At 44.5% G+C, this 19,065-nt stretch carries 15 protein-coding genes and 2 pseudogenes; 14 read left to right on the top strand and 3 right to left on the bottom strand.

The window, feature by feature from the left end; all coding sequences use genetic code 11:
- The first annotated feature begins 303 nt into the window (after positions 1-303).
- The 4 genes from topA to rpmG all read left to right on the top strand — a co-directional run bounded on the left by topA (position 304) and on the right by rpmG (position 6,988).
- Complete coding sequence (gene topA / locus BBC0178_RS06560; protein WP_078039601.1) at positions 304-2,964, top strand: type I DNA topoisomerase; 2,661 nt, start codon at positions 304-306, stop codon at positions 2,962-2,964.
- 30 nt (positions 2,965-2,994) lie between these two features.
- Complete coding sequence (gene rnr, locus BBC0178_RS06565) at positions 2,995-5,253, top strand: ribonuclease R (RefSeq protein WP_078039602.1); 2,259 nt, start codon at positions 2,995-2,997, stop codon at positions 5,251-5,253.
- Positions 5,254-5,543: 290 nt separating this feature from the next.
- Positions 5,544-6,716 (top strand): MFS transporter, encoded by a 1,173-nt coding sequence (locus BBC0178_RS06570; protein WP_078039603.1) that lies wholly within the window; start codon positions 5,544-5,546, stop codon positions 6,714-6,716.
- Positions 6,717-6,820: 104 nt separating this feature from the next.
- A complete protein-coding gene (gene rpmG / locus BBC0178_RS06575) occupies positions 6,821-6,988 on the top strand; it encodes a 50S ribosomal protein L33 (protein ID WP_075870557.1) in 168 nt (55 codons plus the stop codon).
- Positions 6,989-7,701: 713 nt separating this feature from the next.
- Here the strand turns inward: rpmG and BBC0178_RS06580 are convergent.
- Positions 7,702-9,672, bottom strand: coding sequence for a L,D-transpeptidase family protein (locus BBC0178_RS06580; protein ID WP_078039604.1), 1,971 nt, complete (start codon positions 9,670-9,672; stop codon positions 7,702-7,704).
- A 547-nt stretch (positions 9,673-10,219) separates the two neighbouring features.
- Between BBC0178_RS06580 and mobA the strand changes: the two genes are divergently transcribed.
- The 7 genes from mobA to thiM all read left to right on the top strand — a co-directional run bounded on the left by mobA (position 10,220) and on the right by thiM (position 15,374).
- A complete protein-coding gene (gene mobA, locus BBC0178_RS06585) occupies positions 10,220-10,831 on the top strand; it encodes a molybdenum cofactor guanylyltransferase (RefSeq protein WP_078039605.1) in 612 nt (203 codons plus the stop codon).
- A complete protein-coding gene (gene mobB, locus BBC0178_RS06590) occupies positions 10,815-11,342 on the top strand; it encodes a molybdopterin-guanine dinucleotide biosynthesis protein B (RefSeq protein ID WP_077971692.1) in 528 nt (175 codons plus the stop codon). The genes mobA and mobB overlap by 17 nt, the downstream gene beginning before the upstream one ends.
- 1 nt (position 11,343) lies before the next feature.
- Complete coding sequence (locus tag BBC0178_RS06595) at positions 11,344-11,967, top strand: glutathione S-transferase family protein (protein WP_077971693.1); 624 nt, start codon at positions 11,344-11,346, stop codon at positions 11,965-11,967.
- A 53-nt stretch (positions 11,968-12,020) separates the two neighbouring features.
- Positions 12,021-12,557: a thermonuclease family protein gene (locus tag BBC0178_RS06600; protein ID WP_078039606.1), complete on the top strand. Its 537-nt coding sequence runs from the start codon at positions 12,021-12,023 to the stop codon at positions 12,555-12,557.
- Positions 12,558-13,316: 759 nt separating this feature from the next.
- On the top strand, positions 13,317-13,964 hold the full coding sequence (locus tag BBC0178_RS06610; protein WP_225868291.1) for a uracil-DNA glycosylase family protein: 648 nt from the start codon (positions 13,317-13,319) through the stop codon (positions 13,962-13,964).
- 97 nt (positions 13,965-14,061) lie between these two features.
- On the top strand, positions 14,062-14,547 hold the full coding sequence (locus BBC0178_RS06615) for an Lrp/AsnC family transcriptional regulator (RefSeq protein WP_077971696.1): 486 nt from the start codon (positions 14,062-14,064) through the stop codon (positions 14,545-14,547).
- Between the two features lie 2 nt (positions 14,548-14,549).
- Positions 14,550-15,374, top strand: coding sequence for a hydroxyethylthiazole kinase (gene thiM / locus BBC0178_RS06620; protein WP_078039608.1), 825 nt, complete (start codon positions 14,550-14,552; stop codon positions 15,372-15,374).
- 2 nt (positions 15,375-15,376) lie between these two features.
- Here thiM and cobT read toward each other — a convergent pair.
- A pseudogene (gene cobT, locus BBC0178_RS06625) lies at positions 15,377-16,386 on the bottom strand (nicotinate-nucleotide--dimethylbenzimidazole phosphoribosyltransferase).
- A 119-nt stretch (positions 16,387-16,505) separates the two neighbouring features.
- Between cobT and BBC0178_RS12270 the strand changes: the two are divergent.
- From BBC0178_RS12270 to BBC0178_RS06645, 3 genes and pseudogenes are all read left to right on the top strand, one after another.
- Positions 16,506-17,104, top strand: a pseudogene (locus BBC0178_RS12270) (adenosylcobinamide-GDP ribazoletransferase).
- A complete protein-coding gene (locus tag BBC0178_RS12155) occupies positions 17,101-17,250 on the top strand; it encodes an adenosylcobinamide-GDP ribazoletransferase (protein ID WP_078039611.1) in 150 nt (49 codons plus the stop codon). Before BBC0178_RS12270 ends, BBC0178_RS12155 begins: the two are co-directional and overlap by 4 nt.
- A gap of 39 nt (positions 17,251-17,289) precedes the next feature.
- Positions 17,290-17,979 (top strand): TIGR02281 family clan AA aspartic protease, encoded by a 690-nt coding sequence (locus BBC0178_RS06645; protein ID WP_078039612.1) that lies wholly within the window; start codon positions 17,290-17,292, stop codon positions 17,977-17,979.
- A gap of 70 nt (positions 17,980-18,049) precedes the next feature.
- Here BBC0178_RS06645 and dusA read toward each other — a convergent pair whose 3' ends face one another.
- Positions 18,050-19,030 (bottom strand): tRNA dihydrouridine(20/20a) synthase DusA, encoded by a 981-nt coding sequence (dusA, locus tag BBC0178_RS06650; RefSeq protein ID WP_078040393.1) that lies wholly within the window; start codon positions 19,028-19,030, stop codon positions 18,050-18,052.
- Positions 19,031-19,065: the final 35 nt, after the last annotated feature.

A 19,065-nucleotide genomic window follows, 5' to 3' on the forward strand; every position in this document is an offset into this window, starting at 1 on the left:
CATTTGTTTAGACATATCAGTTATATAGCCTATGATTTTCAAGCGTTCTATAGACATGTAACTTCTCCTCGTTACGTTAATTCTCCTTATGTTTTATTGATCTGGAGCCAACGTAAAAATTTTCATGGTCAACGCGTCATTTTTAATGATTGTTAGTGAGATTTATTATAATAACGTGTACTTTTTCATAGTGCAATCATTAGTTGCATATACGTTTTTTTTTCATTTAGCCTTGACCAATGCGATCAAGCCGGTCAATTGAGAGGGGATAAAAATCATTGGTTCAGGGAAACGGATATCATTATGGATGTTGTCGTAGTCGAATCACCGGCAAAAGCTAAAACGATCAATAAATATCTAGGACCCGATTATAAAGTGCTGGCGTCTTTCGGGCATGTGCGTGATCTACCGGCAAAAGACGGGTCGGTATTGCCGGATCAGGATTTTGCGATGAAGTGGGACACCAGCTCTACCGGTGCAAAACGTCTCGCTGAAATATCGAAAGCTTTGAAAGACGCCGATGGTCTTATTCTGGCAACCGACCCTGACCGCGAAGGTGAGGCCATTTCCTGGCATGTTCTTGATGTTTTGCAGCATAAAAAGTTATTAAAGGGCAAACCCGTTAAACGGGTCGTCTTTAACGCCATTACAAAACATGCCATTCTGGAAGCAATGAAGCACCCGCGTGATATAGATATTCCGCTGGTAGATGCATATATGGCAAGACGCGCACTCGATTATCTCGTAGGTTTCACGTTATCGCCTGTGCTTTGGCGAAAACTGCCGGGAGCGCGTTCTGCCGGTCGTGTACAGTCTGTTGCATTGCGTCTTGTTTGCGACCGTGAGTCGGAAATTGAACACTTCAAGCGCGAAGATTATTGGTCAATAGAAGCTAAACTAGCCACTCAAGCTGATGAAAGTTTCATAGCAAGATTAACTGCATTCAACCAGAAAAAGCTCGCGAAACTTGATATAAAGACCGAACAACAAGCTGAAACCATTCGCAGCATGCTGGATGGCGCCGATTATCGCACCACAAGTGTCGAATCAAAGCCGACCAAGCGTAATCCGGTTCCCCCTTTTACAACGTCAACATTGCAACAAGCTGCTTCCTCGAAGCTTGGTTTTTCAGCTTCACGCACAATGCAGATTGCCCAAAAGCTCTATGAAGGAATTGATATAGGCGGAGAGACAACCGGCCTTATCACCTATATGCGTACCGATGGTGTTCAAATCGCACCGGAAGCAATTGATGCGGCAAGAAATGCAATTCAAGACACATTCGGCGAAAAATATGTGCCCGAAAAGCCACGTTTTTATTCTACCAAGGCGAAAAACGCCCAAGAAGCTCACGAAGCCATTCGCCCGACAGATTTCAAAAGAAAACCTGACGATATCAGGAAATATCTCGATAACGATCAATTCAAGCTTTATGAACTCGTCTGGAAAAGAGCTATTGCAAGCCAGATGAAGCCCGCCGATATCGAAAGGACAACTGTCGAAATCGAAGCTATCAAAGGTTCTGATCGTGCAAATTTGAGAGCCGTCGGGTCTGTGATAAAATTCGACGGTTTCATCGCCGCTTATCTTGATCAAAAAGACGATGACGCGGCTGATGGGGACGATTCCGTACGACTTCCGGAAATGGCAGCAGACGAAAAGCTGAAAAAAGTTTCCATTGAATCTCTGAAACACACAACCGAGCCCCCTGCCCGCTACACCGAAGCAACGCTTATTAAAAAGTTGGAAGAACTGGGAATTGGTCGTCCGTCAACATACGCGTCTACGCTCGGAACATTGCGCGACCGTGATTATGTCACGATCGAGAAGCGTAAACTTATTCCGCAAGCCAAAGGGCGTATTGTTACAGCCTTCCTTGAAAATTTCTTCAATCGTTATGTAGAATATGATTTCACTGCCGATCTTGAAGAAAAGCTGGATTTGATTTCCGATGGCAAACTTTCATGGAAAGACGTTTTGCGCGAATTTTGGGACGCTTTTAATGCCTCGGTCGCCGACATTAAAGAATTGCGGGTAAGCAATGTCCTTGATGTATTGAATGATGCACTTGCTCCACTTGCATTTCCGCCCCGGGAAGATGGCAGTGATCCACGCTCCTGTCCGCTTTGCCATGAAGGTCGCTTGTCACTCAAACTCGGTCGTTACGGCGCATTTGTCGGCTGCTCGAATTATCCCGAATGCAAATATACAAGGCAATTGGGGAGTGATGACACTTCCAACGGCGAAAACGCGCAAATCGATGGACCAACGATACTTGGAAAAGATCCTGATACCGGCGAGGATGTGACACTTAAAACCGGTCGTTTCGGCCCCTATGTCGAGTGCAAGCATGGCGAGGAATTGAAACGCGCCGGTCTGCCAAAAAGCTGGACACCGAACGAAGTCAATCTGGAAAAAGCTCTGGCACTGTTATCCTTGCCAAGAGAAGTTGGTATCCACCCCGAAAATGGTAAGCCGATTATGGCCGCAATTGGTCGATATGGACCTTACGTCTCCTGTGACGGGCAATATGCCAACCTTGAAACACCCGAAGAAGTGTTTGACATCGGCATCAATCGGGCTGTTACTGTTCTGGCAGAAAAACAGGCACGTGGTGGCTCTCGCCGTGGTTCCACACCCAAAGCTCTGGCAACACTTGGAGAACATCCGGAAGGTGGAGAGGTAACTGTACGTGATGGGCGCTATGGACCATATGTCAATTGGGGAAAAATCAATGCGACGTTACCAAAGGGCAAAGATCCGGCATCTGTGACCTTGGCTGAAGCTTTGGAACTGATTGCACAAAAAGCAGCTTCTCCCAAAAATGGCCGTAAAGGTGCTGTAAAAAAATCACAAGCAAAAGCCGGAACGACAAAAAAGACTGCCGCAAAAAAAACTGCCACAAAAAAAACGACAGCAAAAACTGCCGCAAGCAAAAAGACAACCTCTAAAAAAGGTGAATAACCCGTCAAACGGCGGGATGGAAAACAAGCTATGAAACAACATCCCGACGTTAACCGGAAAAGTTCCCATCTCCCTACAAAGGATGATATTCTCTCTTTCATTCGGGAAAACCCGAATTTGTCGGGAAAGCGGGAACTTGCCAAAGCTTTCAACCTCAAGGGCGATGCGCGAATTTGGCTAAAAGACCTTCTACGTGAACTCAAAGCCGAAGGCGTTGTTGCCAAACAGCGTAACAAATTAGTTCCCAAACACACTCTGCCGCCTGTTACGCTTATCGATATTAAAGGTCGCGATCGCGACGGCGGTTTTATTGCCTTTCCCAGCGATTGGGATGGCGAAGATGCGCCCATTGTCTCGCTCCATCCGGCAAAACACATGAAAGGACCTGCAATTGGCGTAGGGGATAGAGTTCTAGCCAAAATTTTTCGTAACAAAAGAAAAGATGGCCCCGCTTATACCGCGCGCGCAATCAAAAAAATCGATAAACAGGAACTCACGACAATGGGAGTTCTTCGTGATATTGGCAAAGGTAAATGGCGTTTGGAGCCGATTGACCGGAAAGCTTCCGAAATTGCTGTCGATTTGTCGCCGGATAGTGAGGCAAAATCCGGCGATCTCGTGGAGGTCGAAATCGGGCGGGACAAGCATTACGGTTTAAAGCGCGGAAAAGTAACAGCAATTCTCGGCAGTATTGATAGCGAAAAAGCTTTGTCAATGATTGCGATTATCTCGCATGATATCCCTTATGTTTTCCCTGAACGTGTACTTGCAGAGGCAGAAGCTGCCAAACCCGCTACGATGGATAATCGTGAAGATTGGCGCGATCTTCCGCTCGTCACTATTGATCCGGAAGATGCAAAAGATCACGATGATGCGGTTTACGCCGAAATGGATACTAGCGAGGACAATAAAGGTGGGTTTATTGTCGTAGTAGCGATTGCCGATGTCGGTTATTACGTCCGGCCCGATAGTGCACTTGATAAAGAAGCACTGAAACGCGGCAATTCGGTTTATTTTCCCGATCGCGTTGTGCCAATGTTGCCGGAACGCATTTCCAACAATCTATGTTCTCTACGAGAAGGAGAAGACCGTCCGGCTATCGCGGTGCGAATGATTTTTGATGATCAGGGGAAAAAACGAAACCATAGTTTTCACCGCGTCATGATGCGTTCTGCCGCAAAACTCTCTTATGTGCAGACACAAAAAGCGATAGACGGAAAGCCGGATGAAAAGACGTCTCCGATAGTTGAAAATGTTTTAAAGCCTCTTTGGGCAGCCTATGATGCATTAAAAAAGGCGCGTGACAAACGACAGCCGCTGGAACTCGATCTTCCTGAACGGGAAATTATTCTTGACGAAAGCGGCCGCATCAAAGATGTCGTTGTCCCGCCGCGGCTTGATGCCCATAAGCTTATTGAAGAATTTATGATTCAAGCCAATGTCTCGGCCGCCGAAACTCTCAAATCTAAGCACCAGCCTCTGATTTATCGTATTCACGACCAGCCTTCGCTTGCAAAACAGGAAGGATTGCGCGAATTTTTGCATTCGCTTGGTTTATCGCTCTCTCGAAGCGCCGAACTGACACCCGAACGCTTCAACAAAATCCTCGAGCGTGTAAAAGATACAGACCAGCAAGAGCTCGTCAATCAAGTGGTTTTGCGTACACAATCCCAGGCGGAATATGCTCCCGAAAACATAGGTCATTTCGGGCTCAATTTACGTAATTATGCACATTTTACGTCTCCCATTCGCCGTTATGCGGACCTGACTGTCCACCGTGCTCTCATTCGTTCATTGAAGTTCGGCAATGATGGTTTAACGGATGAAGAAGAAAAAAATCTTGATGAAATTGCTGTTGCAATTTCTCTCACCGAACGCCGTGCAATGGCCGCAGAACGAGAAACAATAGATCGCCTTGTTGCTCACTTTCTTGCCGATAAGATAGGAGCTGAATTTACAGGTCGTATCGCCGGTGTAACAAAATCCGGTTTATTCATATCGCTTGACCGCCTCGGGGCCGACGGCTTCACGCCCATTTCAACTCTGGCAACAGACTATTATATTTTTGATGAAGCCAGACACGCTTTGATCGGCCAAAAGAGCCATAAAGGCTACCAATTGGGTGACAGCGTCCATGTGGGTCTTGTCGAAGCCCAGCCAATTGCCGGCGCGTTACGCTTCGAGATGTTGAGCTCTCCAAGACCCATGGCATTTTCGCCCGTATCTCATCATAAAGCCAAAACAGGTGCACGCCGTTTTAACCGTTCAGCACGAAAAAGCAGAGCGTAAACCAATGAGGGGTTTGTTCAGTGATTTTCGGTTTTGTTAATGAACCGAAATTATCAAGTCAATTAACAAAGATTAGAGCGTGATCATTGCGGCAACAAATAATTATCAAACATCCCGAAAATTGACTTGAACAAACAGAATAGGTAAATTTGACCGTAACTATAATTATGCAAAGAAACGCATAAAAAACAAAGAAGGATTGATCAGCCTTATTCTAGCATCCCAAGCGATTTTAAAAGATAACGCTTTCCTTTTCCCGATTATTATAAGAGATAACCAGTTATTCTATCATGCAGCCTGATCATCCCTCACAGAATTTGAAGCCATGGCGCGCAATATTTGCCGCCACTGCAACGATTGGTGCAGTGGGTATGGCATTGGGGCTCGGGACCCAACTTATTTCTATTCTCATGGCTGCCCGTGGTTTTTCCAGTAGCGTGATAGGTTACAGCGGAACTGTGGGCGGAATCGCAACAATTATTGCTGCCGTTTTTACAGCACGAATTGCTAAAAAACTCGGTGTTGCACGTTCCATATTGACGATGATGTGCGTCGGATGTGCAAGCTTTTTAGGATTTTATTATTTCGAATCGATTTTTATCTGGTTCGTTTTGCGCTTCACCTTACATTTTGCCATTACGGTGATGTTTATCCTTTCCGAATTTTGGGTAAACAGCTCGGCTCCTCCAGCTAAACGCGGCACGATTCTTGCGATATATGCGATTACACTCGGGCTAGGTTTTACTATTGGCCCTACCCTTCTTGCCCATGTAGGAAGTCAGGGGTTTACTCCATTCGGTACGGCCTGTATTCTGATTGCTCTGGCAGCAATTCCAATTGTTATTGCCTGGAACTTAAGCCCGACATTCAAAGATAGCGACCACGTTGCTTTTATCCGCTATATTTTTGCTGTGCCAAGTTCAACTATGGCCGTACTGGTTTACGGTGCAATACAAATGGGCGCATTGACGCTTATTACCCCCTTCAGTCTGAATCTCGGCTATAGCGAGGGTGAAGCTGCCAAATTCATGTCCATACTTGCGTTGGGAAATGTTCTCCTGCTTATTCCGATAGGTATTATAAGCGATTTTGTTACGGACAGACGCTATCCTTTGATGGGCTGTGCAATCATCGGCTTGGTTGGCACTTTATTGATTCCCTGGATTGCAGAGGTCAAATGGCTGCTTATTCTTGATCTTTTTATTTTGGGGGGAGTTTCAGCTGGCCTCTATACAATAGGTCTGGCGCAACTTGGAGCACGGCTCAAGGGATTCGAACTTGCTGCAGCCAATTCAGCCTTTATTTTTTGCTATGGCATCGGAATGCTTGTCGGACCAACGGCAATCGGAAAAGCGATGGATCTGTTTCCGCCCTTCGGTTTTTCGAACACAATGGCCACATTTTTCGGACTTTATATCATTTTAGTGGTCTCAAGAGTTGTGTTAAAGCTAATCCGCTCTTGACTTTTTGTACAACATCCTTAGTGTCGCGGCAAAATCCACGTGAACCGGAACGATATATCCGGTTTGAAGGTGGTCGTTTTATTTTCAGGAACAGGATCCTTATTATGGCTAAAGCAGCATCCATTAAAATCAAGCTTTTGTCGACTGCAGATACCGGTTTTTTCTATGTTACAAAGAAAAATAGCCGCACAATGACAGAAAAAATGACAAAACGTAAATATGACCCGATTGCAAAAAAGCATGTCGAGTTCAAAGAAACAAAAATCAAGTAATTGATTTTTTTCAATTGAAAGAGCCGCTTTTCCGCGGAAAAGCGGTTTTTTTATTAGCTGATTTTTAATTATCAGGCTAAATTCCCTTCATTATTTTGGTAATTTTCGTCACCTTTTGTCGATTTGCCCTCACTTCTTATTAATATTTGAAGATTTGATTTTCCGCCTGATCAATGATGGCAATTGTGCACGTTCAAAACTCGCCCGCTGTTTCACCTACAGAACGCTTCAACTGCTTTCGTAAAATCCCGATTCTCTTTTGGATTTAGTTGACTACAATTGAATGGACATCATTCCATAACATAATTTTTTTCAGAGCCCTTTTCACACGACAAAAGGCACAATTGTTTTGAAACTGTCGGAGCACTATTGATATTATAATCAATATTTTATCCGGACATTATTGATCATCAATATTTTAAAGAGCTGAACTGTTTCTGCTTGTCCGCATGTATTTGCTTATCTTCAGGTGATGGCACAATTTGAACGGCCACTGTCGAGCCAAATTTACCGGAAGGCCCACTGATCTTGTCATCAAGACGGGAATTCACAAAACAATACCGACAAGCCGACAACCACTGCCGCTCGATTAACACCGCTATAGTAGAATTTTTTGATGATGGCTCCCATCTGCAACTGCGCCTTCAGAAAACAAGTCCGGATCACCTCTTTCATGAAATGATCGCCGAATGTTTTGTCTCGCTATTCCGGTTTTACATATTTTGCTGTCTGACGGAATCGGTTTTTTCTGTTGCTCCGGCCATCAACGCGTCGCGACTATAAACATCATCATAATAGTTGATCCTACCGGTTTTAAGATCAGGCCAGGCGGTAAAATAAGTAAGATAGACCGGAACCGGCTGACCGAGCGATACACTTCGCTCACCTTTTGCAAAATAAGGTTTCAGATCATCAACATTTTTACCCAGCACCGCTGCCGCCATTTCGCGAGGATATTCAAGCCGCACACAACCATGGCTGAGCGCGCGCATATCCCGTGAAAACGCCGCTTTGTTGGGGGTGTCATGCATATAGATATCATGTTTGTTGGGAAAAAGTATCTTGAGTTCACCCAAGGCATTTGTTTTCCCTGGCGTTTGGCGGATGCTTATTCCGCGGCCGTTTGAAGCAACCTTTTGCCAATTGACGGCAGACGCCGAAACCGGTTTTCCGGAACTGTCATAAAGCTGGTAATTATTGCGCTGGAGGTAACCCGAATCCTGCAGGATACGAGGCAACATTTCGTTTACAACAATTGAATTTGGAACACCCCAGGACGGATTGAAAGTAACAAGCCTTATCCGGTCATAGAAAAAATAAGTTTGTCTTTGTGGACTGCCCACAACAACCTTCATGTCGAGCCTGATTTCATTATTCTCGACATATTGCGCTCTATATGCTGCCTGATTGATCAATACATAACGTGACCCAAAATCATGCGGAAGCCACCTGAGGCGCTCCATCGAATTGATGATTTTTTGTCGCTTCACATCAACATTATTATTTACCAATGTTCCGATAGTTGAAGGTCCGATAATACCATCGGTCGTTTTATTGACGAATTTTTGATAATCTTTGACAGCATCCACCAGTTGACCGTCATAAGTTTTCTCACCAGCGAGATTTTGCAATATCGTTTTGTGCTCACTGAGATAGCCTGATGGCGCCCGACTTAAAAGGAGTGCTGTAAATTTGGGCAAATTGTCATTCGTTTCGCTCGGTTTGATTACGGTTTGAACCGAAATTTTAATATTATCATTATGACCAGCTTCGGGAAGCTCCGCCAAAGCTTTCTTCAACGTTATATAATAGTCGGAGTGTGGAAGATAGGATTGCAAAATGGCAATCGTATTATCGCCCTTTGCAATACGGTTTAACTCACCGGCAAAATCTATCTCTTTTCGTGGTAAATCATGAAAAGGAGACAAACGGTCGGCAATAATCCTGCCATTTGAAGCATCTTGAATGTAACGTAAAATCCGGCTTGTCAGAGTAACATCAAAATTGGCAAGGGCACGCTGTCGTTCTTCACCGAATAGATTTTCATCCGGCATTTTCACCAGATAATCTTGTGGTTCCAACCCGTCATCATCAAGATAGCTAAAAAAACGCAAAATATCTTTTGCTTTTGTAACAACTTCCCCGTCCTGCGACCATAAAAGTTTCGGGTTTTGTTCGTAATAGTGAATGACTATCTCGGCTATTGACTGTTCAGCCTCAGCATCAACAACGGACAAATCGGCTAAGCGAAAATCTGTCGTTGCTTGTTCTTCTTTTGAAGCGCTGCCTTCCAGTATAACATTATAGCGGGCAGATAATGGCAGGTTGAAGGGAGAAGATGATTTTACGGTCGAATTCGTCTCGATAAGATCGATCGCCGGAAATTTGATTGGCACGAGACGTTCAGGCTTATAATCAAATGGCTTGGGACTAGCGATAGTTGCACGCTTGATTTGTTCGATATTCGGCTTCTTGATCGCTTTATTTTGCGACTTGTCAGACAATGAAGGGTCTTGCACCTTGAGCTGGTTGTTTCCGTCCACCGGTGCAGGCTTCGATTTTTTGCTGAACAATTCCATCAGATTGTTGATGGCGAAAGCTTGTTCCACGCAAAGAGGCGAAGCATAAAGTACAGAACCGGCGAAAAATGTAAAAACAAGGCGAGAGATTGGTTTTTTCAACATTGTCCAGCTTTTCCGAGAAATTACAGCAACCTTTTACAAGATTTTCGTAACCAAGCTGTTAAACCTGAAATGCTCCCTGCTAATTGTTATTGCCTTCCGACAATTTTTTGATCCTCCTTAAAAGGCTGCAGGATTTCTATCGAGCTTCGCCTTTGTCACGACACGTCAAAAAAATGTCGCGAATTGAAGCAGCATATTGGATAAGAAATCACTTCTCCTCTCACGAAACCTTCCGGAATATTTCATTCCCTTGTCTCCGAATGCGTTAATCGTCGATTTTTTTCTAACCTTTCCAGTATGTTAGAGTAATTTTTATGCTTTTGCAGCGAGGTGGTCTTCAAACAGGAATAAAAGAAAACAAAAACTTGTTATGGCATTTCTGTCGACTTTGAAGAATGCATCCATTAAAATCTGTCGACAATTTAATGCTTCCTATCCTGCAGTCGAAATGTCCGAATGAAGCAATGCATTGGATCAAAAAGGCCATAGAGTGTTTTGTCAGGTGTTTATCACAATGTGATAGGAACGAGGACGCAGAGTTAAATCAATGAGAATTTTGGGTTTGATATTGGCTGGTGGTCATTCCTCCCGAATGGGACAGGATAAAGCAGGTTTAAAATTTGGCGGGAAGACCCTTGCGGAAAATCAGCGTGAGATATTGGTAAAGCACCATTTTCCCGTCGCAATAAGCTCCAATACAAGTGTAAACACCGACATTGACATACCTGTTCTTCCCGACCCACCGGAGGTTAAATATGCCGGTCCGCTTGCGGGTATATATGCCGGACTTCAATATGCTTCTACAAATAACTACCAATTTGTACTTACAATGCCGGTTGATTGCCCGATTATACCGGATGAATTTTTTGTTAAAATGACTTCGGCAATCGACACTACGACTTGTCTGAGGATTGCCTCCACACCATCGGGGTTGCAACCGACTTTTGCCCTGTGGACAACAAAGCTTCAATCCGACCTTCTCAATTTTTTGACAAGTTCCGAAAACAAAAGCATCCGCTCATTCGCTTTCGCTCACAATGTGTCTATAGTGCGGTTTGACAATGTTTATAGCGAAGGTGCATTCTTTAACGTTAACACTCCTGAAGATTATCAATATCTGCAGGAAAATTTCAGGATAAAAGATGAAAAACAATCTTAAAGTTTTCGGTGTAACCGGCTGGAAAAACAATGGAAAAACCACCATGGTGGTGCGCCTTGTTGAAGAATTGACTTCACGCGGCTACAAAATTTCCACGGTTAAACACGCTCATCATGATTTTGATATTGATCATGAAAATACAGATTCATGGCGTCATCGCAAATCCGGCGCTCAAGAGGTTGCGGTCGTATCATCGCGTCGTTTTGCACTTATCCACGAAAACAAAACAGAAGAAGAAACGCCACTTTCTACCATTCTGGATCTTCTATCCCCCTGCGATCTTGTTATAGTCGAAGGATATAAACGTGATAAGCATGATAAGCTCGAAGTTCGCCGCAAAGGTGGCAAAATTGGCGAACCTCTCAATAAATCGGACCCGCATATTGTCGCTATTGCATCGGATGAGCCTGTAGCGGAAAAGCATTTGCCTTATTTCAATATTGATGATGTAGCAGCAATTGCCGATTTTATTGTTAAACATATGAAACTGGAACAAAAGCAAGAGGCATAGAATGCTCGTACTTTGGGGGCGCCCTACGTCTAGCAATGTAAAAAAAGTTCTTTGGACTCTCGAAGAAGTCGGGCTCGATTATCAATATATCAAAGCTGGCGGCGCATATGGTGGATTGGATACACCGGAGTTTTTAGCACTTAATCCGAATGGATTGGTTCCCACAATCAAGGATGACGACCTGGTTCTTTGGGAATCCAACACAATTGTGCGCTACCTTGCCGCCCGTTATGGCAAAGGGGTATTGTGGATTGAAGACTGCGGGAAACGTGCAGCTGCCGAAAAATGGATGGATTGGACAATGGGGACATTGTTTACACCATTTGTAGATCTCTTGATGAATGTTGTTCGCCTTGCTCCCGAAAAGCGTGACTCCCGAAAAGTTGTCGAGGCTGTAGACAAGTTCGAAAAAGGACTTGCGATTATGGATGGCGAGCTGAAAAAGCAGCCTTTCCTTTCAGGAGAGAATTTGGGGATCGGTGACATCATCCCCGGCGTTTTTGTTTATTATTATTATGAGATGGATTTGCCGCGTAAAAACAAGTTTGCCCATGTCGAATCCTGGTATCAAAAATTACAAACACGCCCCGGATATAAAAAACATGTCATGATTCCAATCAGCTAAAGATTGAATCGCCTTGGTCGGTTCATCTTGCTGAGGACTTGAATAATAGACCTATGATCCGCAGAAATATCAACCTATTGGATATTGTTGTGGCAGTGGTTGTTGTGGCCACGGCACTCTATCTCTATTTTTCGGGCGTCAAAAAGACTTCTGTCGATGAAGACCAGTCTTTCGCCCCCGAAGAAGTCAAAATCGTTCATGGCATTCCGCGGCTCTCGGACGGCGATTCGTTGCATCTCCAAGGCATAAAAGTCCGGCTTTTAGGGATTGATGCGCCCGAACTCCACCAATCTTGTAATAAAGATGGTGCCTCTTACCCATGTGGTGAATTGGCCAAACAGCATCTTGAAAGCTTGATAAACGGAAATGAAATAAGTTGTACATCGACGAAAACAGATAAATACGACCGCTTATTGGCTAAATGCTATTCGGGAGACCGTGAGCTCAATCGTGAAATGGTAAAAGATGGCTGGGCCGTTAGCTATTACGACTATAAGCAAGAAGAAGCGGAGGCGCGAAAACAAAAGCTTGGTATCTGGTCAGGCACATTCGAATGGCCACACACATGGCGCCGTGCTCATCCACGCTGATTTTAATTAACCGACACGTGTTTTTCTCAATCTTTACCGAGTTTGGCTTTGCCGGTTTTTCTTGATCTTCGTGTAAATATCGATCAGACAAATCCGCCCGTTTTATGGAAACTTTCCCTTCAAACAGAAAGTCTATTGGTCACACTAATCTCGCAAAGTTCGTTCTTGATTTTTAAAATATTTGGCGGCTCCTCCCGATTTTAGGCGTAGGCTTCCTATCTTCGTCGTTTTCCCTTAACTGCGCATGGTGTCGTTATTGTCTTGAATGAACGTAATTTTTGCACCCCGTGTGAATGACATTTGTTTTAAAGAAAACCGCATACTGACTGTTACAATTCCGATTTATGATTTTCCGTTTCTAACAGATAGACGCTTTATTAAAGGTTCGTTTATTTGGACAAATAGTAGAATTGGGAAAAGCTTCTGCCATATCGACAATATTGCCTCTAACCTTTCTTGATAGACGAATGAACGAATTATATGTACCGCAATTCCGCATGCGCGTTTTCGCCCTCTAACATTTTCTTCCGGTAACTTAAGCCTTTCGTTTGTTAAAAAAATTCCCTCAAAATTTCATATCTTTTCATGGATTCAAGCTATTTCATCGGCGCTACCGGAAATGCCCCATGTCTTTTTCTGTAGAACAAAACGTAGAACGCTCATGCTTTTTCCTTGCGCTTGAAAACTTCAATGAAGTTCTTTCAAACCACACATCTAATAGACCGTTGCAGGACTATTTGGACCGGATATATTGGTTTCATGATGAACAGATCACGCAAAGCAAATTTAAACGAAATAGAAAAACTCGACAGAGAAATCGCTGATTGCCGGATATGTTATGACAAGCCGTTGTTCATGCCACGTCTGCCGCACGAACCTCGTCCTGTGGCCTATCTCTCGTCGACTGCCCGCATTGTGATAGCCGGTCAGGCGCCCGGAATGCGTGTCCATAACACGGGCATACCATTTAATGATCCTTCCGGCGGGCGTTTGCGTGAATGGCTTGGGGTTAATCGGGAATGCTTTTATGATAAAAGCAAATTCGCCATTATCCCCATGGGATTTTGTTTTCCCGGTTACAGCAAAACGAAAAGCGACCTGCCTCCCCGCAAAGAATGTCGTTTGACCTGGCATGACCGGATTTTTGCGGCGATGCCACAAATCGAACTTGTTATCGCCATTGGCGGTTATGCCCAAAAATATCACATTCACAATCTTGATAAAAAATCTGTAACGGAAACCGTAAAAGATTGGAAAAATATTCTAACAATTCAACAAGCTAAAGGGTATCACGTTCTTCCTCTTCCCCACCCTTCGTGGCGAAATACTCATTGGATAAAAAACAATCCTTGGTTCGAAAGTGAATTACTACCAACACTCAAAAAACTGGTCGTAAGTTACATATGATAAATTGTAGAATAATTTTATTTACTACTATTAAAAAGGTTTTGTTTTTTATATAAAGTGCTTGATGCTCAATGTATTAATTTTTTTGGATATCACAATGGATCGTCTTGATAGGAAAATTCTTCGTCTTTTGCAGGAGGACGCAACACTTGCGGTCGCTGATATCGCAAAAAAAGTGGGCCTTTCGACAACACCTTGTTGGCGGCGCATTCAGAAATTGGAAGAAGATGGCGTTATTCAGCGCCGTGTTGCTATCCTTTCGCCAGAGAAGGTCAATACGCGGGTCACGGTGTTTGTATCGGTAAGAACCGGTGCTCATAACCATGAATGGTTAAAAAGATTTTCGGAAGTTGTTCACGCATTTCCCGAAGTTGTTGAGTTTTATCGTATGAGTGGCGATGTCGATTACCTTTTGCGTGTTGTGGTACCGGACATTGCAGCCTATGATGTTTTTTACAAAAAACTGATCGCAAAAATCGACATCAGAGATGTATCCTCTGCCTTTGCCATGGAACAGATAAAATATACAACAGAACTACCGCTTGATTACATGGTATTAGAGAAAGAAGTAAACCATCTTTAGAAATGTCCATTGAAATTGATAAGCGGCTTAGCCTTGATAATTTGAGGGCAAAACACCCTCTTATTCAATGTCTGACCAATGAAGTGGCAATGAATTTCTGCGCTAATGTACTTAACGCATTGGGTGCCTCTCCGGTAATGTCATTTTCACCTGACGAAGCGGCCGAATTTGTGGATAACGCTAATGCGATAACCACAAATATCGGCACATTGACACGTGAAAAATATGCCGGCATACGACTGGTTATGGAACGCGCAAAAGTACTGGGTAAGCCTGTTGTGTTCGACCCCGTAGCTCATTTTGCAACGTCCTTCAGGAGAAATGCCACAAAACATCTTCTTGAATTGTCCCCGAAAGTGATAAGAGGCAATGCATCGGAAATTATCGCCTTCACTGCAAAAACCAGCGCACACGGTGTCGATAGCCATGCCGAAGGGGAAAGTCGCTTCAATGCAGCAATAGAAGCTGCAAAACAAACAAAAGCAGTCATTGCCATGTCTGGCAAAACCGACTTTATAACAGATGGTAATGAGCACATATTAGTCGAAGGTGGACACAGTTTGATGTCCAAGGTTTCGGCTAGTGGATGTGCCCTTACCTGCGTAACCGGTGCATTTACCGCGCTCGCGCCTGACCAAGCTCTAAAAGCCACAGTGAAAGCATTTGCAACCTTTTCGGCAGCCGGAGCAATTGCCGGTCATCAGGCGAAAGGCCCCGGTAGTTTTGTGCCCCTTTTCATTGATGCACTTGCCGAAATGGATGACCAAATCGTTGATAGATCTGTTTCAATCCGTCCTTGGCAAAATGACGGGATAGCAGAAGATTAGTATCAGATTTTAATTCCGGCCTCATCAAAGGTTGCCATTTGCGAATGTGTGAGAACGGCTGCCTTGACAACACCCGCTGCAATTGCAGCACCTGTTCCCTCTCCCAATCTCATTCCGAGATCAAGGAGCGGTTTTTACCTATTTTATCTAACAGGCGGCGATGCGCCGGTTCTGCTGAAACATGCCCTGCAATGCAGTGATCAAGAGCGTGCGGGTTGATCTTATGCAAAATTGCCGCCGCCGATGTGACAACAAAGCCATCAAGTATGACGGGAATTTTTTCCATGCGCGCGGCAAGAATAGCACCCATCATGGCTGCTATTTCACGACCGCCAAGACGACGCATAACTTCAAACGGATCGTCGAGATGATCCTTATGAAGTTCGACTGCCTTCTTCACCGCCGCAATCTTGCGCCGATAATAATCGCCCTTGGAACCCGTGCCCGGCCCTGTCCACTCTTCGGCCTTTCCGCCAAAGAGAGCCAGAGAAATTGCGGAAGCAATTGTTGTATTGCCAATTCCCATTTCGCCCAAACACAACAAATCGGTGCCACCGGCAATTGATTCCATGCCGAAAGCCATTGTTGCAGCAGCGCCGCGCATATCCATCGCAGCATCCTTGGTAATATCCATCGTCGGATAGTCCAGAGCAAGGTCGAAGATCTTCAGCCCAAGATCGTAGGCAATACATATCTGGTTAATAGCCGCGCCACCAGCAGCAAAATTTTCAACCATCTGCTGGGTAACAGCACGTGGCACAGGCGTAACATTTTCATCTGTCACACCATGGTTTCCGGCAAATACCGCAACCAGAGGCCGGGTAACAAGCGGCTTTTCCTTGCCTCTCCAACCCGCGTACCAAAGCGCAATATCCTCGAGCCTTCCCAAAGAACCTTCCGGCTTTGTAAGCTCCGACTGACGCTTTCTGGCCAACCTTATGGCGTTTTCATCGGGGTCAGGCAAACTGTTCAATAAAGCGCGAAAATCATCAAAAGGACTGGAAGCTGTCACAAAAACACCTGTCAAACAAAAAAGAACAAATAGAATCTCATTAACGACTGTTCTATAAGCAATTTGAAATCACTTTAACAGGAGTAACAGAAAACTTGTGCGATTTTCTTGGCCCATTAATGCGTTCATTAGGCTTTCTTACCCGCTTGCCTATAAATAGCCATTGGTTTTCGCCCGATCACAAGATTTCTGAAGATGCCCATTTTTTCCCCATTGCGGGCCTGATTATCGGCTTCATTTCTTCATTGTGTCTCGCTTTGGTCCACTTGGCGGGGTTTAATGAATGGATTTCTGCGACATTATCCGTGCTGCTCACAATTATCATAACCGGCGCACTTCATGAAGACGGGCTTGCAGATGTGGGAGATGCCTTTTCGTAGCAAAAAAACCAGAAGAACGCCTGAAAATAATGAAGGATTCACGTATCGGAACCTACGGAACAGTGGCTTTATTATTTTTCATCCTGTTGAGAATAGAACTTATTTCGTCAATTTTGGTCAATCTTGGCCTTTATGCAGCGTTCATTGCTCTTATGGTCACCGAAGCGATAAGCCGTGGCGGAATGGTATGGTTCTGGACAAGACTTCCTCTTGCCCGCAAGAATGGTACTGCAGCCGCTGCCGGAGAACCTTCGCCTGTTACATTACGTAAAACATTGACGATTACAGCAATCATTTTCTTGTCGCTGGTCTATTTTCGTTCGGACTTGTTTGGATGATCGTCTCTATTGTCGTTCTATGCTTGTTTGTTTACGTTTTTTCCTTAGAGTGTCTCAAGCGTATTGGTGGTTATACCGGTGACACGCTCGGAGCAATCGAACAATGTCTTGCCATTATTTTATTGGCCACAATAAATCTTTTCTAACGACTGTCACTATTCATTATTGACGAGAGAGAACAGGTCATGAAACCACTCTGGTTTATTATCTCTGCTGCTGCCTTGATTGTCATTCTTATATTGGCATTCGCCGATTTACAAACTGCCGCAACCGACAAGATTGCCTATTTGGGTTATTATGGAATTTGGGGCCTTGCAGCAACGTCGGCATTACTCGGTTCAAAGATCAAATTGAGCGATGCACTGCGAAATATCGCAATTTGGTGTGTTATCATTTTTGCACTTATGAGCGTTTACAGTGTGCGATACGAATTGCAGGATATAGCACATCGACTAACAGCCGGAATCATTCCGGGAAGCCCTCTTACCCGTTACAATGAAAATGGCAAAACGGTAACTCTTGAACGCTCGGCAAATGGTCACTTCCGCACGCGTGCTTCAATTAATGGAACAAATTTGTACTTTACCATCGATACCGGCGCTTCCGCAGTGGTTCTTACCTATGACGATGCCCTTGCAGCCAATATTGATGTCAACAAACTGGGATTTAATTATTCGGTCGAAACAGCAAACGGGAGTACAAATGCCGCCGCTGTCATTATTGATCATATGAAAATCGGTGATATCGAGCGTGATAATGTTCGCGCTCTTGTCAGCCAACCTGGCGCCCTGTCCGAAAGTTTGCTGGGAATGAGCTTTCTTAACCGCCTTTCGGGCTATTCAGTGCGTGGCGACCGGCTCATTCTTGCTGATTGATAATTACGAAGAACCGACCATGATGAGCCAACAACATCCATAACTCTTAATGGGGTGTTCCTCTAGCAATCTACTCGATATAGGAAAAAGCCTTACGCAAAATCGAGGAATTCGCGTCCTGACCAGTAGCTTCAGTAGAAAGGATTTGACGCCATTTTTTTGCACCTTTACGACCGGAAAAGAGGCCTATCATATGACGCGTAACATGTGAAAGCCTGCCACCGCCTTTAATATGGCGATCGGCATATTCGCACATTGCCTCAATGATCGAACTTTCCGCCAATGGTGCCCGATCGTCATGATAGATTTTGTTGTCAACCTCGCAAAGAATAGAAGGATTGTGATAGATAGAACGCCCGAGCATTGCTCCGTCAACATGGTTCAAATGACCTACAGCTTCATCTATTGATTGAATACCGCCATTTATCCCTATGAAATGACTCTGGTTTTCCCTCTTCAGATCATAGACACGCTGATAATCGAGCGGGGGAACATCACGATTTTCTTTCGGACTTAAACCTTTAAGCCACGCCTTTCGCGCGTGCACCCACAAGGCATCGGCTCCACTCTGCCACACAGCTTTACTCAAATCATCAAGTGCCGGAAGGACATCCTGTTCGTCGACACCGATACGACATTTGACTGTCACCGGAATAGAAACACCAGATTTCATCTTTTCAACAATGTTTCCGACGAGATCGGGTTGTACCATAAGACAAGCACCGAACGCACCCGATTGCACCCTATCCGAGGGGCAACCAACATTGAGATTTATTTCATCATAACCGAAATCTTCACCAATTTTCGAAGCTTCCGCGAGTTTGTCCGGCAAGGAACCTCCCAATTGCAAGGCCACCGGATGTTCACATGCGTCAAACTTCAAAAGCCGCTCTCTATCACCGAAAATTGCAGCGTCAGCGACCACCATTTCCGTATAAAGCAATGAGTGCTTCGTCAACAAGCGGTGGAAATAGCGGCAATGCCGGTCAGTCCAATCGAGCATCGGCGCAATTGCAAATTTCGGTTTTTCTGCTCCGTCATAAATTGACATATTATCCAACGTTCCGCTTTGATTTTGTCGATATT

Source organism: Ditibartonella apihabitans (assembly GCF_002007485.1).
In the GTDB taxonomy this organism is placed as follows: domain Bacteria; phylum Pseudomonadota; class Alphaproteobacteria; order Rhizobiales; family Rhizobiaceae; genus Bartonella; species Bartonella apihabitans.

What these genes read in the sequence shown, in the direction of transcription:
- BBC0178_RS06610 (WP_225868291.1), top strand. Translation starts at nt 13,317, where the DNA reads ATGATGAACAGATCACGCAAAGCAAATTTAAACGAAATAGAAAAACTC.
- BBC0178_RS06595 (WP_077971693.1), top strand. Translation starts at nt 11,344, where the DNA reads ATGCTCGTACTTTGGGGGCGCCCTACGTCTAGCAATGTAAAAAAAGTT.
- BBC0178_RS12155 (WP_078039611.1), top strand. Translation starts at nt 17,101, where the DNA reads ATGATCGTCTCTATTGTCGTTCTATGCTTGTTTGTTTACGTTTTTTCC.
- BBC0178_RS06600 (WP_078039606.1), top strand. Translation starts at nt 12,021, where the DNA reads ATGATCCGCAGAAATATCAACCTATTGGATATTGTTGTGGCAGTGGTT.
- thiM (WP_078039608.1), top strand. Translation starts at nt 14,550, where the DNA reads ATGTCCATTGAAATTGATAAGCGGCTTAGCCTTGATAATTTGAGGGCA.
- rnr (WP_078039602.1), top strand. Translation starts at nt 2,995, where the DNA reads ATGAAACAACATCCCGACGTTAACCGGAAAAGTTCCCATCTCCCTACA.
- BBC0178_RS06615 (WP_077971696.1), top strand. Translation starts at nt 14,062, where the DNA reads ATGGATCGTCTTGATAGGAAAATTCTTCGTCTTTTGCAGGAGGACGCA.
- mobA (WP_078039605.1), top strand. Translation starts at nt 10,220, where the DNA reads ATGAGAATTTTGGGTTTGATATTGGCTGGTGGTCATTCCTCCCGAATG.
- BBC0178_RS06580 (WP_078039604.1), bottom strand. Translation starts at nt 9,672, where the DNA reads ATGTTGAAAAAACCAATCTCTCGCCTTGTTTTTACATTTTTCGCCGGT.
- mobB (WP_077971692.1), top strand. Translation starts at nt 10,815, where the DNA reads ATGAAAAACAATCTTAAAGTTTTCGGTGTAACCGGCTGGAAAAACAAT.
- dusA (WP_078040393.1), bottom strand. Translation starts at nt 19,030, where the DNA reads ATGTCAATTTATGACGGAGCAGAAAAACCGAAATTTGCAATTGCGCCG.
- BBC0178_RS06570 (WP_078039603.1), top strand. Translation starts at nt 5,544, where the DNA reads ATGCAGCCTGATCATCCCTCACAGAATTTGAAGCCATGGCGCGCAATA.
- BBC0178_RS06645 (WP_078039612.1), top strand. Translation starts at nt 17,290, where the DNA reads ATGAAACCACTCTGGTTTATTATCTCTGCTGCTGCCTTGATTGTCATT.
- rpmG (WP_075870557.1), top strand. Translation starts at nt 6,821, where the DNA reads ATGGCTAAAGCAGCATCCATTAAAATCAAGCTTTTGTCGACTGCAGAT.
- topA (WP_078039601.1), top strand. Translation starts at nt 304, where the DNA reads ATGGATGTTGTCGTAGTCGAATCACCGGCAAAAGCTAAAACGATCAAT.